Here is a 15,029-nt window from a genome sequence, read left to right as displayed (position 1 = left end):
TGCCGCCGGAGAACAGGATCACCGGGTTCTCGAACTCGCCCGCCACCTCGCGGAAGATGTGCACCGCCTCGGACTCCAGCGCGTCCAGATGCGACAGGGCGTACGGGCTCTCCGTGCCGCCCTCCGTCTTGGCGACCGTGGTCATGCCAGTCCCCTCTCGCTCAGCAGCGCGTACACCGACGCCGCGGACTCCTGGACCGTCTGGTGCTGCGACTCGATCCGCAGATCAGGCGTCTCGGGCTGCTCGTACGGGTCGTCGACCCCGGTGAGCCCGGACAGCTCGCCCGCGGCCTGCTTGGCGTACAGCCCCTTCACATCGCGCACGCTGCACACCTCGACCGGGGTCGCCACGTGGATCTCCAGGTACGGCGTCCCGTTCTCCGCGTGCCGCTTGCGTACCGCCTCCCGGCTGTCCGCGTACGGCGCGATCACCGGCACCAGCGCCTTGACGCCGTTGCGGGCGAGCAGTTCGGCGACGAAGCCGATGCGCTGGACGTTGGTGTGCCGGTCCTCCCGGGAAAAGCCGAGCCCGGCCGAGATGAACTCGCGGATCTCGTCGCCGTCGAGCACCTCCACACGGTGGCCCTCGGCACGCAGCCGGCCCGCCAGCTCGTACGCGATGGTGGTCTTGCCGGCGCTCGGCAGACCCGTGAGCCAGACGGTGGCTCCGGTCGTCACGTGCATCTCCTGGATCTGGTCGTTCGTCATCCGTGCAGCCCGCACTCGGTCTTGGCGCGTCCCGCCCAGCGGCCGGCCCGCGTGTCCTCGCCCTCCAGGACCCTGCGGGTGCACGGGGCGCAGCCGATGGAGGCGTAGCCGTCCATCAGCAAGGGGTTGGCCAGCACGCCGTGTTCGGCGATGTAGGCGTCCACGTCGTCCTGGGTCCAGCGGGCGATCGGCGAGATCTTGACCTTCCGCCGCTTCTCGTCCCAGCCGACGACGGGGGTGTTCGCCCGGGTCGGGGACTCGTCGCGGCGCAGGCCGGTCGCCCACGCCCGGTAATTGGCCAGTCCCTCTTCGAGGGGTTTGACCTTGCGCAGCTTGCAGCACAGGTCGGGGTCGCGGTCGTGCAGCTTCGGGCCGTACTCCGCGTCCTGTTCGGCGACCGTCCGGCGCGGGGTGAGGGTGATGACGTTGACGTCCATCACGGCCTCCACCGCGTCCCGGGTGCCGATGGTCTCCGGGAAGTGGTAGCCGGTGTCCAGGAAGACGACGTCCACGCCCTTGCGCACGCGCGAGGCGAGGTGGGCCACCACGGCGTCCTCCATGGAGGAGGTGACGCAGAACCCGTCGCCGAAGGTGTCCACCGCCCACTGGAGGATCTCCAGCGCGGAGGCGTCCTCCAGCTCACGGCCCGCCCGTTCGGCGAGCGCCTTCAACTCCTCGGCGGTCCGCTCGTCCTGAGTGGTCGTCATATCCGCTCGTCCCCTCCGTGGTCGGCTCGCTGAACGCCCCGGGCCAGCAGCCCCAGGAACTTCAGCTGGAATGCGCGGTTGCACGCCCCGCATTCCCAGGCGCCGTGACCCTCGCCGCTCGGGCGCAGGTCCTCGTCGCCGCAATAGGGGCAGTAGAAGGGCGCGGCCCGCTCGCTCACGACAGCGCCTCCTCGGAAGCGCGCGCCGCCCACGCCGCGAACCGTTCGCCGTCCTCGCGTTCGGCCTGGAAGCGCTTCAGCACCCGCTCGATGTAGTCGGGCAGTTCCTCGGACGTCACCTTCAGGCCGCGCACCTTGCGGCCGAAGCCGGCCTCCAGGCCGAGGGCGCCGCCCAGGTGCACCTGGTAGCCCTCGACCTGCTCGCCCCGGTCGTTGAGGACCAGCTGCCCCTTGAGACCGATGTCCGCGACCTGGATACGGGCGCAGGCGTTCGGGCAGCCGTTGAGGTTGATGGTGATCGGCTCGTCGAACTCCGGCAGGCGGCGCTCCAGTTCGTCGATCAGCTGGGAGCCGCGCTGCTTGGTCTCCACGATGGCGAGCTTGCAGAACTCGATGCCGGTGCAGGCCATGGTGCCGCGCCGGAAGGAGGACGGCCGGGCGGTGAGGTCCAGCGCCTCCAGGCCCTCGACCAGCGAGTCGACCCGGTCCTGTGCGACGTCGAGGATGATCATCTTCTGCTCGACGGTGGTGCGGACCCGTCCCGAGCCGTGCGCCTCGGCGAGGTCGGCGACCTTGGTGAGCGTGGCGCCGTCGACCCGGCCGACGCGTGGCGCGAAACCGACGTAGAACCGGCCGTCCTTCTGCCGGTGCACACCGATGTGGTCGCGCCACTGCTGGACGGGCTGCTCGGGCGCGGGCCCGTCGACGAGCTTGCGCCCGCCCAGGTACTCGTCCTCCAGCACCTGCCGGAACTTCTCCGCGCCCCAGTCGGCGACGAGGAACTTCAGCCGGGCGCGGTTGCGCAGCCGCCGGTAGCCGTAGTCGCGGAAGATCGAGATGACGCCCTCGTAGACGTCCGGCACCTCGTCGATCGGGACCCAGGCGCCCAGCCGCACACCGAGCTTGGGGTTGGTGGACAGACCGCCGCCCACCCACACGTCGAAGCCCGGCCCGTGCTCGGGGTGGCGCACGCCGACGAACGCGACGTCGTTGATCTCGTGCACCACGTCCAGCAACGGCGAGCCCGAGATGGCCGTCTTGAACTTGCGGGGGAGGTTGGAGTACGCCTTGTTGTTCAGGACGCGGCGCTTCATCTCCTCCAGCGCCGGCGTCGCGTCGATGATCTCGTCCTCGGCGATGCCCGCCACCGGGGAACCGATCATCACGCGCGGGGTGTCGCCGCACGCGGTCACGGTGGACAGGCCCACGCTCTCCAGCCGGTCCCAGATCTCGGGCACGTCCTCGATCCGGATCCAGTGGTACTGGACGTTCTGCCGGTCGGTGATGTCCGCGGTGCCGCGCGCGAACTCCTGCGAGATCTCGCCGATGACCCGCAACTGCCGTGTGGTCAGCGCCCCGCCGTCGATGCGGACGCGCAGCATGAAGTAGCTGTCGTCCAGCTCCTCGGGCTCCAGGATCGCGGTCTTGCCGCCGTCGATCCCGGGCTTGCGCTGGGTGTACAGCCCCCACCAGCGCATCCGGCCGCGCAGGTCGTTCGGGTCGATGGAGTCGAAGCCGCGCTTGGAGTAGATCGTCTCAATGCGTGTCCGCACATTGAGACCGTCGTCGTCCTTCTTGAACTGCTCGTTGCCGTTGAGCGGCGTGAAGTGGCCGGCGGCCCACTGGCCCTCGCCGCGGTGACGGCTCACCTTGCGGCGGGGCGCGGAGGCGGCGGGGTTCGGTGGGGTGGCGGCCATGGTTCTACGTCCTTCGGGACCGTTGGGAATCAGCTCTGACCTGCACAGACGCGCGCACGCGGGCAGGCGTGCGCGGCGTTGGCGCGGCAAGAAGGGGGTCGGGGTGTGCGGCGGTGCTGGGAGGCGTCAGCCCACCGGACAGATGGCGCTGGACATGCGGCCGAGGTCGACGTGCCGCCGACTCACCAAGGCAATTCCAGTTCCGGACATGACGGAAGCGTGTCACGGCGATCTGGACACAGTCCAGCTTCGTCCGTCATCCGGACATTGATGTCCCGACATGTGAGACAGAGGTGGTGTCGCTCACATGTGCCGCCGGAAGGCTTGTCCCGGCAGGTCAGGCGGGGTATGCGCCGGGCCACGGCCCCGGTGTGGCCACGTCCGGTTCCGGCTCCACCTTGGTGTCGAACAGCTTGAAGCCCCGCCGCAGGTAGTTGTCCATCGCGTGCTCGCCGTCCTTGCTGCACGTGTGCAGCCACACCCGCTTGGTCGGCGTCCGCCCGGGCCACCGCTCGGCCAGGTCCCAGGCGCGGGCCGTGCCGTAGGCCAGCAGACGACCGCCGATGCGCCGGCCGCGGAAGGCGGGGAGCAGCCCGAAGTAGACGATCTCCACCACGCCGTCGTCCTGCGGCTCCAGCTCCACATAACCGGCCGGGGTGCCCCGCTCGTAGGCCACCCACGTCTCCACGCCGGGCCGCTCCAGGTACTCCTGCCAGCGCGCGTACGTCCACCCCAGCCGGTCGGTCCAGTGGATGTCACCGCCCACCGACGCGTACAGGAACCGGCTGAACTCGGGGGAGGGCACCTCGGCGCGGACGATCCGGACCTCGCCGTCGGGGGCGGCGGCGGGCAGGAGGTCGGCCGGGGAGGTCTGCTCCAGGGACCATGTGGTGACAGGGACGCTGCTCATGCGGGCCAGGGAATCATCCCGCCGCCTGGTCTGTCGACGCGTGGGGGCGGGGGTGGGGCGCGCCGGGGGGTGCCCCGGATCAGTCCAGGGAGCGGTCCAGGTCGGCCAGGGGCAGTGCGAACAGCATGCGGTCGGACAGTGACCACACCTCGCCGGTCTGCCGCCAGTAGGACAAGGAGCCCGCGTCCCGCGCCCAGCAGCGGTCCGAGGCGTCGGCGCCGCAGCGGGCCGCCCGGGACCCCTCGGTGTCCTGTCGCCACAGCCCGCCGTGCCCGTCCTGCGTACCGGGCAGCCGTCCCACATACCAGGACGGCCGGTCCGCTCCGGCCTTCCGGTACGACAGCACGCCCCGGATCCCGGCCGCCCGGGTGCGGTACGCCTCCACCGCGTCCACCCGCCCCGCGCCGTCCGCGGCGAGCAGCCCCCGGCGGGCCGGGTCGGAGTCGAACGCGTACCGCCACAGCCGCGCGCGCCGGTCGCCGTCCGGCGCGGTCCACTCCGCCGCCACCAGACTGCCTGGTGCCGTCTCGCGGTCCAGGGCGAGCGCGCCGGGACAGGGCGGCCCGGAGGCGGAGCAGCGGCCGGCGGTGAAACGGTACGAGGCGACCGCGGGCAGGACGTAGTCGTAGCCGCCGGCGGACCAGCCCCCGGGCACCCGGCCGATCGCGGGTGCGTCGACCGTGGTGCGCTGGATGCGGTCGAGGTCGTAGACGTAGAGCGCGTCGGCCCCGCCGGACGTGGTGGTGACCAGCAGCTTGTCCTGGTACCAGACCATGCCCGAGATGCCGGAGGCGAGGCCCCGGTAGTCCCGGCCGCCGTCCACCGGCACCACCGGCAGCACCCAGCGGTAGGCGAGGCGCGCGGGGTCGTCCGCGTCCACGAAGGCCACCCGGGCGAGGCCGCGTTCCCCGGGCCGGCCGGCCGTGGCGCTGTGCGTCCAGCCGGCCAGGATCACCCGGTGGGTGCCCCACACGCCGTCGTCGTCGGCGTCGGCGGAGGTGGTCACCGAGGCCGGCCGCCAGTCACCCGCGGTGTCGGCGGGGTCCCAGCAGTAGGCGCGGGCGGCGGCCGGGGCGACCGGCAGGGACGCGCGGTCGTCGGCGGAGCAGCCGTCCGCCTCGCGCAGCCGGCGGTCGGTGTCGCGCAGCACGGTGTCCACGCCGACCGGGCGGCCCATCGCCGCGGCGAGCCGGTCCAGCGAGCGCTCGGGCACCAGACGCTCCTGGAGCCGCAGCCGCCCGGTGTCCGCCGGGGAGGTCAGCGGGGTGAGCGCACCGGGGTCCGCGGCGACCCCGGCCTGGGAGGTGCTGATCAGGGTGGCGGCGGCGGTGAGCGCCAGCGCGGTCCCGGTCAGGACGGCACGCAGGGCCGCGCCCCGCCTGCGCCGCCGGTGTCTGCCGCGATGCTTCATCTCTCCTCCAGGGGCCCGGCCAACTGCGCCTGCTGATCCGGACATTGACGCGAGGAACAGGTGGTGCGGCCCGTACGGGATGCTACGGCAGGAACGGGCCGGGCAGGGCCGGTACCGGAGGTGACCGGGCGGGGACCGTGTGGGGGACTTCGAGGAAACTGTGAGGGAACTACGCCGGGGGCCGCTCGCCATGGCCTTCGTGACCGGCATTCCGTTTCCGCACCACCGCCGGTGCCGTCGACTGCGGGAGCAGGTCGCACGGGTTGTCCGGCAGGACGACCTCGACTTCCGCATCGTCGCGGAAACGATACGGCCGATGCCGTAGCAGTTCCCCGAGATACCGCCGGATCCTGGACATCTCCGCCCGTACGGTCACCGTCCGGGAGGGGTCGTCGAACAGATCCTCGGCCAGCCCCGCCGCCCCGCGCCCGGCGCGGTATTCGGCGAGCAGGAACAGCAGTTCCGCGTGGCGCGGGCTCAACTCCCGCGACCAGGACCCCGACGAGCCGGTGACCGTGACCGTACGCCGGTCCCGCCCGGCGAGGTCCAGCACGATCCGGCACACACCCGGGGCGGCCGGCCGGTCCTCCGCCCGCAGCAGCCACCCCCCGGCCAGCGGCTCCACCGCGCACGCGCCCAGCGAGGGCAGCAGGCGGTGGCCCGGCGCCAGCGACTTGGGCAGCGGCACCCGCCGCACGTACGGCATCCCGGTCACCGCCGCCGCCCAGCCGTCCCGGTCCACCACCACCGCCCGCCCCGCCAGCCGGGCCAGCACCGGCGCCGCCACCGCCCGCAGCCGCTCCAGCGACGCCAGGTGCAACTCCCGCAGCCGGGCCTCGGCCAGCTTGGCCACCGAGTCCACCCAGGCGAGGGTGGCCGGATGCATCGTCTCCAGCGGGCCGCTGACATCCACCACACCGAGCAGCCGGCCGTCCCGCGGATCGGTGATCGGCGCGCCCGTACAGGTCCAGGACGTGTGCGACCGTACGAAGTGCTCGGCGGCGAACACCTGGACGGGCCGGCGTACCACCGCGGGCGTGCCCACCCCGTTGGTGCCGACGACGTCCTCGCGCCAGTCCGCGCCGACCTCGAACCCCAGGCCGTCGGCCTTGCGCAGCACCGGGGAGGCGCCCTCCCGCCACAGCACCCGGCCGTCGGCGTCCGCGACGACCATGATGTGCTGCGCCACGTCCGCGACCGAAAGCAGCCCCTCCCGGAGCACCGGCAGGACCTGCCGCAGCTCGGACTCCTCCCGCCGTCGCCGCACCTCGTCGGAGGGCAACAGCCGTGACCGGACGTCGCGTTCGGGGTCGACGCCGCTGCGCAGCACCCGGTCCCAGGACTGTTCGATCACCGGCCGGGGTGCGATCCGCGCACGTCGCCCGGCGAGCGCGGCCTCGCGCACCTCGCTCAGCACCCGTGCCGCCTGCACCGCGTCCCGCGCGGCCAGGCGCACCAGATTCATCGGCGGGTTCCCCACTGCGGTCCTCCCGGAAAGGCATCGAACACTCTTGTCAAGCCGTCCGGGCAGCGGTTTCCGGTCCGACTGTCCTCACATAGTGCCGCTCCGCCCATGGCGGAGGCACAGACTCCGCGCATGTGCCCCCCTGGGTTGCAACCCCCTGCAACCCTGGTGAACCACCGGGCGACGGCCGAGACTTGACCACGACGCGCTGCGCGTCCGCGGGGCTCGTCGAGCCCGTGCGGTGGGGGTGGTGCCGTGTCGGCGCAGCACCACCCCTTGCCGACGGCGGCTCGACCGGGCAGGGCCGGGGGCGCGACGGCGCCCGACCGCGGCCGGAATGTGACGGTTCCGGTGGCAGCGGACGGGCGGTTTCCGGTGGCAGCGGGCGTGGCTGTGTCCGGTGGGTGGGGGCGTGACGGTTCCCGATGGCAGCCGGGGTGTGACGGTTCCCGGTGGCAGCGTGGATGTCGCGGTGTCCCGAGGCAGTCGGTCGTGACGGTGCCCCGGCGGCAGCCGGAACGTGACGGTTTCCGGTGGCAGCCGGGGTGTGACGGTTCCCGGCGGCAGCGCGGGTGTCGCGGTGTCCGGTGACAGCGGGGCGTGGCGGTGCCCGGGGGTCAGGCCGGCCGGGCCCGCTCGACCACCGGTTTCAGGTCCAGGCCCGCCGGCAGGGTGCCGAAGGACGCGCCGTGGTCGCCGCCCAGGCGGGAGGCGCAGAAGGCGTCCGCGACCTCCGGCGGCGCGTGCCGCACCAGAAGCGATCCCTGGAGCACCAGCGCGAGCCGCTCCACCAGCCGCCGGGCCCGCCCCTCGACCCCCTCCAGGTCCGCGAGTTCGGTGAACAGGTCCTTCACCGCCCGGTCCAGCCGGTGGTCCGCGCCGTGCGCCCGGCCGATCTCGGTGAGGCAGGCGTCCAGCGCGCCCGGCTCCCGGCGCAGCGCCCGCAGCACGTCCAGCGCCTGCACGTTCCCCGCGCCCTCCCAGATGGAGTTCAGCGGGGACTCCCGTACCAGCCGGGGCAGGCCGGACTCCTCGACGTACCCGTTGCCGCCCAGGCACTCGGCCGCCTCCACGGCCACCGGCGCACACCGCTTGGTGATCCAGTACTTGGCGGCCGGCACCGCCAGCCGCAAAAACGCCCGCTCCTGCTCCCCGCCGTCGTCGCAGGCCGCGGCGAGCCGCAGCGCGAGCGCCGTCGCCGCCTCCGACTCCAGCGCCAGGTCGGCGAGCACGTTGCGCATCAGCGGCTTGTCGATCAGCTTCCCGCCGAACGCCTCCCGGTACGCGCAGTGGTGCACCGCCTGGGCCACCGCCTGCCGCATCAGGCCCGCCGAGCCGAGCGCGCAGTCCAGCCGGGTCGCGGCGACCATCCCGATGATCACCCGCACCCCGCGCCCCTCCTCGCCGACCCGGCGCGCCCAGGTGCCGTCGAACTCGACCTCGGCGGAGGCGTTGGAGCGGTTGCCCAGCTTGTCCTTCAGCCGCTGGATCAGGAAGACGTTGCGCGAGCCGTCCGGCAGGACGCGCGGCACCAGGAAGCAGGTGAGCCCGCCCGGGGCCTGCGCCAGCACCAGGAACGCGTCCGACATCGGCGCCGAGCAGAACCACTTGTGCCCGGTCAGCAGATACGTGCCCGCCTCCGCGAGCGGCCGGGCCACGGTCGTGTTGGCGCGGACGTCGCTGCCGCCCTGCTTCTCCGTCATCCCCATCCCGAACAGCGCGCCGGGCTTCTCGCCGGCCACCCCCAGCCGCGGGTCGTAGATCGTGGACGCCAGCCGGGGCTCCCACTCGGCGGCCAGCTCCGCGTCGGCGCGCAGCGCGGGCACGGCCGCGTGCGTCATCGACAGCGGACAGCAGGTGCCCGCCTCGGCCTGCGTCCACACCAGGAACCCGGCCGCCCGCCGCACCTGCCCGGAGGGCCGCGTCCAGGCGCCGCCGGCCAGCCCGGCCGAGACCCCCTTGCCGAGCAGCCGGTGCCAGGCCGGGTCGAACTCCACCTCGTCGATCCGGTGGCCGTACCGGTCGTGGCCGCGCAGCCGGGGCGGATGCTCGTTCGCCCGCACCGCCCACTCCTGGACCTGCGCCGAACCCACGGCCCGGCCCAGCGCGGACAGCTCCGCGCGCACGTCGTCGAGGACGTCCGCGCCGGTGTACCGGTCGACGGCCTCGACGAGGGCGCGGTCGGCGGTGAAGACGTCGTAGCCGACCAGCGGCGGCGGCTGGTTGGTCACGGTATGAGTGGAGGTGCCTGCCATGAGGGGAACCTACCCGGGAAGGCCGCGGTGATGGCTTCCGGAGTGACGGTAACGGCATTCCGGACTGTCGATGACGGCTTTCCGGAGTGACGGTGACTGCTTCCAGAGTGACACAGTGGAGCCGCGCGGCGGGCCGGAATCGCCCCGCGCCACTCCCTGGAACCGGTCGCGGGCCCCGGAAGGTGAGGGTGGTCCCGTGCTGCGGATACCTTTGGCTCGTGCAGCCAGCAAGTGAAACCCCCGAGCGCCCGGCCGGCCGCTTCCACCGGGCCAGAGCTCTCTACCGGAACGTCTCCAAGCGCAGGACCGCCTGGCTGTTGCTCAAGGACACCGTCAACTCCTGTATGGAGTACCGCATCCTCGGGCTGGCGGCGGAGGCGGCGTTCTTCACGCTGCTGTCCGTGCCGCCGCTGCTGCTGAGCCTGATCGGGCTGCTCGGCTACGTCGACGACTGGACCGGCGCGGACACCATCCACAGCCTGGAGACCAACCTCCTCGACGCGTCGCGCACGGTGCTGTCCGACAAGGGTGTCAAGGAGATCGCCGAGCCGATCCTGCACGACGTGATGAAGGGCGGCCGGCCCGATGTCATCTCCATAGGCTTCCTGTTCGCCCTGTGGTCGGGCTCGCGCGCGGTGAACGTCTTCATCGACACCATCACCGTCATGTACGGGCTCGACGGCGTCCGGGGCATCGTGAAGACCCGGATCATGTCGTTCCTGCTGTTCATCGTGGCGCTGCTGATCGGCTCGGTGGCGCTGCCGCTGATGGTGGCCGGGCCGGACGCGGTGGTCCGGATCGTGCCCTGGTCGGGGACGGTCGTCCAGGTTCTGTACTGGCCGGTCGTGATCGTCCTGTCCATCGCCTTCCTGACGACGCTGTACCACGTCTCGGTGCCGGTCCGCTCCCCGTGGATCGAGGACGTGCCCGGCGCGCTGGTCGCCCTCGCGATGTGGGTCCTGGGCAGCTTCCTGCTGCGCATCTACCTCATGTACACCATCGAGGGCGCCACGATCTACGGCTCCCTCGCCGCCGCGGTCGCGGTCCTGCTGTGGATCGGGGTGGGCGCCTTCGCCGTGCTCGTCGGCGCGGCGGTGAACGCGGCGATCGACCGCGTCTGGCCGGCCGCGGCCACGGCCGCCGCGCGCGAGGCCAACGAGCGGATGCGGGAGGCACAGGTCGCCGAGTACGTGGCCCGCGCCGCGGCGGCGGCCCGCGAGGCCGACCCCGACGACCCCGACATGCCCTCCGAGTTCCCCGAGCGCTGGTCCCGTTTCCTGCCGCCGGAAGACGTGACGGCACGCCTGCGCAGCCATGCGCGCAATCCCCATCATGCGCACCGGAGGAATGGCAGCGGGAACGGGAACGGGAACGGCAAGGGAAGCGGGGAGAACGGGAGCGGTGGAGGCCCCGAGGGCGGCCCGGGCGGTGGAGGCACCGGAAGCGGTGGGGGTGCCGGCGGAGCTGGTGGGGGCGCGGGTGGCTTCGGCGGCGGCAGCGGCTTCGGGGGCGGCGACGGGGACACCGGGAACGGGGGCACCGGGAACGGTGGCTTCGGGAACGGAGGCTTCGGCGGGGCTGGAGGGTACTGGGTCGGGGGCGGCGGTGGTGCCGGTGGCGAGAGGTACTGGAACGGCAATGCCAACGGCCACATCAACGGCAGCGGCACCGCGGACGGCGCCGGGGACGGCAGGAGCGCGGCGCGTCCTGAGTGGTGAGCGGTGACCAGGGCAGCCAACGATCAGATGACCTGAAGGAACGGCCTAGGCCGGACGGGCGCCGGACACTATCCGGCTAGCCCCATGTATCCGGGCGCGAGGTGCGACCAGGATCGCGTCATGCGATTCAGGGACGCTTTCGACTCCTCCGGCCAGTCCGATTCCTCGGCCGTGTCCGTGACCCGGCGGCGGCTGCTGGCCCGCGCGGGCGCCTTGGCTGTACTGGGTGCCGCCCCGGCTCTGGGCCCGGCCGCTCGCGCGTCAGCCGCGCCGACCGCCTCCGCCGAGCCCGTACGACTCGAACTCCCCCGCCCCACCGGGCCGCATCCGATCGGTGTCACCGAACTGCATCTGGTGGACCGGACGCGTCGTGGCCCCTGGTGGGCGGGCGAGGCGGCGTCGGAGTTCCGGGAGCTCATGGTGAGCGTCTGGTACCCGGCCGACCGCGCCACGGCGGAAGACGGGCCCCGGGCGTCCTACATGCGTGCGGGCGCGGCCGCGGTCTTCGGGGCAGGCGCGGCAAGGATCCTCCAGGTCGAGCAGGGGGCCGTCGACTGGGCCGGGTTCGCCGTCCACGCGCGTGCGGGAGTGGCCGTGGCGTCCCGGGCCGGGCGGCTGCCCGTGGTGCTGTACTCGCCGGGCATGTACAACGAGCGCACCCTGGACACCACCGCCGTGGAGGAGTTGGCGAGCCACGGCTATGCGGTGATCACCATCGACCCCGTCCACGAGGCACACGCGGTCGAGTTCCCCGACGGCCGCGTCATCGAGCCCGCGCCCGGGCTCGGCACCATAGAGGCGGGCGCCGACCGGTCCAGGGCGGCACTGGAGGTCAGGGTCGCCGACATTCCGTTCGTCCTCGACCAGCTCGCCGTGCTCGCACGCGGCGGCCACCCCGACGCCGGGAAGCGGCCGCTGCCGCGCGGTCTCGGGCCGGCCCTCGACCTCAGGCGCACCGGCATGTTCGGGCATTCGCTCGGCGGGATGACGACCGCCGAGGCGATGCGCGTGGACCGCCGTATCCGTGCCGGCGCCAATCTCGACGGCCCCCTCGGCTACGACTGGGCCGACCCCGACCTGCTGCTCCCGGTCGCCCGCACCGGGCTGGACCGGCCGTTCCTGCAGATGGGGGCGTGGTTCACGGCCCCGTCCGGCAGGCTGCCGCACACCCATGAGCACTCCCCGTCCTGGCAGGCGATGTGGCGGAACTCCACCGGCTGGAAACGCGACCTGTGGACGGAGACGGCCGAGCACAACTCGTTCACCGACTACCAGACGATCCTCCCCGGCCTCGCCGAGCGGCTGACGCTGCCGCAAGGGCTGCCGGCCCAGATGACCGGCACCGTCGACCCGGCACGGTTCACCGCGAGCCGACGGGCCTACCTCACCGCCTTCTTCGATCAGCATCTGCGCGGCCGCCACCAGCCGCTGCTGGACAGCCCTTCCCCGCTCCACCCGGACGTGCGGTTCATCGACTGAGACCCCGCGGGAACGTCCCGGGGGCCGGCGGCTTGGATCTCCACCCGTGACTCCACCGCATCTCCACCCGTTGCTCCACCCGTGCTCCGATCCGCCGGCCCCCGCCCCGCGCCTAGCGTGATCGCACAGGCCGGAGCCGTCCGGCCGCAGCAGGACAGCCAGGCGCCGTCACCGTCGCAGCATCGTCCGGTACGGCTCTGGCGCCGGGCAAGGAGGCAGCGGACATGGCGCAGCGGACGGGACGCGAGGAACAGCGCGGTACGAGGGGGAGGCCGACCGGGACTGCGGGGACGATCAGCGCCACTGGACCGATCGAAACGGCCAAGCCACCGCAGCAATCCAAGCCATCGAACCAATACGGGCCACCTGGGCCACCCACGCCACCGAAGCGGTCCGGGCCGCATGGGCCGCCGATGCCACAGAAGCCACCGAGACCCCTGCGGCCCCCTGGCTCCACACCACCAAGGTCCTCTGGCACCCTCCGCGGCCCTCTGTTCTCCCTCGCGGTGGACATCCTCCTACCGCTGCTCGTCTACTACGCGGCCCGCGCGCTCGGCGCGGATCAGGTCCCGGCCCTGCTGCTGAGCGGCGCACCGCCGGCCCTGCGTCTGCTCGCCGGAGCCGTGCGGCACCGCCGTATCGACGGCGTGGACCTGTTCCTCACGGTGCTGCTGGTCGGCGCCGCGCTGGTGTCCCTGATCGGCGGCGGCCCCCGCGTCCTGCTGTTCAAGAACGCGGCGCTGTCCCTCGCGGTCGGCGCCTGGGCACTCGGCACCGCTTTCACCCGCAACCCCCTGGCCTTCCAGCTGGGCCAGCGGCTGCACCAGGGCGAGGCGGTCCGCGCCCGGGCCAGGCTCTGGCAGGACAGCACCCCCTTCCGCCGCGGGCAGCGTGCCCTCACCCTGCTCTGGGGAGCCGAACAGTGCCTCGACGGTGGTGTAGGCGCCCTCGCCGCCGCCACACTGCCACCCGACACGGTGCCGCTGCTGGACCGCGCCGTCTCCCTGGCCCTGCTGGCCCTGGCGGCCGGGATAACCGCCGGCTACGCCCGCCGCTTCCGCGGACGCCACGCGCTCCCGCTGTTCGGCGCACCCGCACCCGCACCGGCGACGGCACCGCGGGCACCGCGGGTGTCGTGCGACCCGTAGGCTGGCCGCCGTGTACACGGAGCGGACGTCGCGGCTGACCGGCGCGGTCGTGTGGACGAAGTTCCCGACCGGCACCGGGAACGGGACCGGGACCGGCACCGGCACCGGCACCGGCACCGGAACCGGTGTCCGGCCGGTGCTGCCGGACGGTTGCATGGACCTGCTGTGGAGCGAGGGCCGGCTGCTGGTCGCGGGCCCCGACACCCGCCCCTACGCCCCGGAAGGCCCGACCCGCTCCTGGGCGGGCATCCGCTTCCACCCCGGCACCGCGCCCACGCTGCTCGGCGTACCGGCGCACGAACTGAGGGATCGGCGCGTGGAGTTGGCGGACCTCTGGCCCGCGGGGAGGGTCCGGCGGCTGTGCGACCGGGTCGCGGCGGCCCCCGACCCGGCGAGAGCGCTGGAGGACATCGCCCTGGAGCGGGCGGCGGAGGCGGGACCCCCGGACCCGCTGCTGCACCGGCTGGTGGAGTGCCTGGACGAGGGCCGCCCGGTGTCGGCGACGGCCGCTGAACTCGGCCTCAACGAACGCGGGTTGCACCGCCGCTGCCTGACGGCGTTCGGGTACGGGCCGAAGACCCTGGCCCGGATCCTGCGCCTGCGGCGGGCGCTGGCCCTGGCCCGCACCGGGACGCCGTACGCGGAGGTGGCGATCCGCGCGGGCTACGCGGACCAGCCGCACCTGGCGCGGGAGGTGCGCCGGCTGGCGGGTATGCCGCTCGGGGAGCTACTCGCCGGGGGCGGGTAGCGGCGCGAACAGGTCGACCGGGTTGCCGTCGGGGTCGTGCACGGTGGCGTAGCGCTGGCCCCAGAAGGCGTCCCACGGCTTCAGCTCCCCGTGGTGGCCGGCGGCCACCAGCTCGTCGTACCGGGCGTCGACCTCGGCGGGGGAGCCGCACCGGAAGGCGAGCGAGACCCGCCCCGGTCCGGTGGGCGGCCGCCGGCCGGGATGGAAGGAGCGGATGGTCTCCTCGGTGTCCAGGGCGAGTACCAGCCCACCGGGCAACTCGGCCTCCACATGCGGCTGTTCCTCCGCGCCCTCGGGGAACTCCAGTCCGAGGCGGCGGTAGAAGGCGAGCGAGGCGGCCAGGTCGGAGCCGACCAGGCCGATCACGGCGATACGTACGGTCATGCGGCCACCGTAGGCAGGGGCCGACGGGCCGGTCTTGAAGGAATCGGACACCGGCGCGGTGCCTTCTAATGCGAAGCCCGCTGCGGTCAAGGCCCGCCAGGTCATGAGTCCGTCCCAACGGATGGCTGTGGCGAACGGTCGCGGAACGGTGGGGGAATGGCCGTCCCGGGTGTGCGGGCGGAGTGACCGGTGCGCTGTGGCACACCGCGCTCGGACCTTG

13 protein-coding genes and 2 pseudogenes are annotated in these 15,029 nt (G+C 73.1%); 4 read left to right on the top strand and 11 right to left on the bottom strand.

Annotated elements, in window-relative coordinates; all coding sequences use genetic code 11:
* The 10 genes and pseudogenes from IH25_RS40895 to IH25_RS0129820 all read right to left on the bottom strand — a co-directional run.
* Positions 1-145 (bottom strand): annotated as a pseudogene (locus IH25_RS40895) (sulfate adenylyltransferase subunit CysD); the annotation flags it as partial.
* Positions 142-678, bottom strand: coding sequence for an adenylyl-sulfate kinase (gene cysC / locus IH25_RS0129855; RefSeq protein WP_030617521.1), 537 nt, complete (start codon positions 676-678; stop codon positions 142-144). The gene cysC and the pseudogene IH25_RS40895, both read right to left, overlap by 4 nt.
* 26 nt (positions 679-704) lie before the next feature.
* The gene (locus IH25_RS0129850) at positions 705-1,415 is read right to left on the bottom strand and encodes a phosphoadenylyl-sulfate reductase (protein WP_030617517.1); all 711 of its coding nucleotides are present in this window, start codon (positions 1,413-1,415) and stop codon (positions 705-707) included.
* Positions 1,412-1,594, bottom strand: a complete 183-nt coding sequence (locus IH25_RS0129845; RefSeq protein ID WP_030617514.1) for a hypothetical protein — start codon at positions 1,592-1,594, stop codon at positions 1,412-1,414. The genes IH25_RS0129850 and IH25_RS0129845 overlap by 4 nt, the downstream gene beginning before the upstream one ends.
* Complete coding sequence (locus tag IH25_RS0129840) at positions 1,591-3,291, bottom strand: nitrite/sulfite reductase (protein WP_030617509.1); 1,701 nt, start codon at positions 3,289-3,291, stop codon at positions 1,591-1,593. The genes IH25_RS0129845 and IH25_RS0129840 overlap by 4 nt, the downstream gene beginning before the upstream one ends.
* Before the next feature lie 126 nt (positions 3,292-3,417).
* A complete protein-coding gene (locus IH25_RS43135) occupies positions 3,418-3,501 on the bottom strand; it encodes a putative leader peptide (protein ID WP_350969053.1) in 84 nt (27 codons plus the stop codon).
* A 127-nt stretch (positions 3,502-3,628) separates the two neighbouring features.
* On the bottom strand, positions 3,629-4,201 hold the full coding sequence (locus IH25_RS0129835) for a GNAT family N-acetyltransferase (protein ID WP_030617507.1): 573 nt from the start codon (positions 4,199-4,201) through the stop codon (positions 3,629-3,631).
* Positions 4,202-4,280: 79 nt separating this feature from the next.
* Positions 4,281-5,612, bottom strand: coding sequence for a hypothetical protein (locus IH25_RS0129830; RefSeq protein ID WP_030617504.1), 1,332 nt, complete (start codon positions 5,610-5,612; stop codon positions 4,281-4,283).
* 169 nt (positions 5,613-5,781) lie between these two features.
* On the bottom strand, positions 5,782-7,077 hold the full coding sequence (locus IH25_RS0129825; protein ID WP_209445390.1) for a GAF domain-containing protein: 1,296 nt from the start codon (positions 7,075-7,077) through the stop codon (positions 5,782-5,784).
* 617 nt (positions 7,078-7,694) lie between these two features.
* Positions 7,695-9,332, bottom strand: a complete 1,638-nt coding sequence (locus tag IH25_RS0129820; protein WP_030617495.1) for an acyl-CoA dehydrogenase family protein — start codon at positions 9,330-9,332, stop codon at positions 7,695-7,697.
* Positions 9,333-9,550: 218 nt separating this feature from the next.
* On the opposite strand from IH25_RS0129820, the pseudogene IH25_RS0129815 reads away from it, so the two are divergent.
* The 4 genes and pseudogenes from IH25_RS0129815 to IH25_RS0129800 form a co-directional block, all read left to right on the top strand.
* Positions 9,551-10,684 (top strand): annotated as a pseudogene (locus IH25_RS0129815) (YihY/virulence factor BrkB family protein); the annotation flags it as partial.
* A gap of 486 nt (positions 10,685-11,170) precedes the next feature.
* Positions 11,171-12,529 (top strand): alpha/beta hydrolase family protein, encoded by a 1,359-nt coding sequence (locus tag IH25_RS0129810; protein WP_245172916.1) that lies wholly within the window; start codon positions 11,171-11,173, stop codon positions 12,527-12,529.
* 224 nt (positions 12,530-12,753) lie between these two features.
* Positions 12,754-13,677, top strand: a complete 924-nt coding sequence (locus IH25_RS0129805) for a VC0807 family protein (RefSeq protein ID WP_342447386.1) — start codon at positions 12,754-12,756, stop codon at positions 13,675-13,677.
* Between the two features lie 10 nt (positions 13,678-13,687).
* Positions 13,688-14,425 (top strand): helix-turn-helix domain-containing protein, encoded by a 738-nt coding sequence (locus IH25_RS0129800; protein ID WP_030617485.1) that lies wholly within the window; start codon positions 13,688-13,690, stop codon positions 14,423-14,425.
* On the opposite strand, the gene IH25_RS0129795 is transcribed toward IH25_RS0129800, so the two are convergent.
* Entirely contained in the window at positions 14,405-14,809 is a 405-nt protein-coding gene (locus IH25_RS0129795) for a VOC family protein (RefSeq protein WP_030617482.1), read from the bottom strand. The two genes, IH25_RS0129800 and IH25_RS0129795, sit on opposite strands and share 21 nt — an antisense overlap.
* Positions 14,810-15,029: the final 220 nt, after the last annotated feature.

Origin of the sequence: Streptomyces achromogenes subsp. achromogenes (assembly GCF_000720835.1) — a bacterium.
GTDB lineage: Bacteria > Actinomycetota > Actinomycetes > Streptomycetales > Streptomycetaceae > Streptomyces > Streptomyces achromogenes.
The sequence above is the reverse complement of the archived record's forward strand: the minus strand, read 5'-3'. Positions and strand labels throughout refer to the sequence as shown.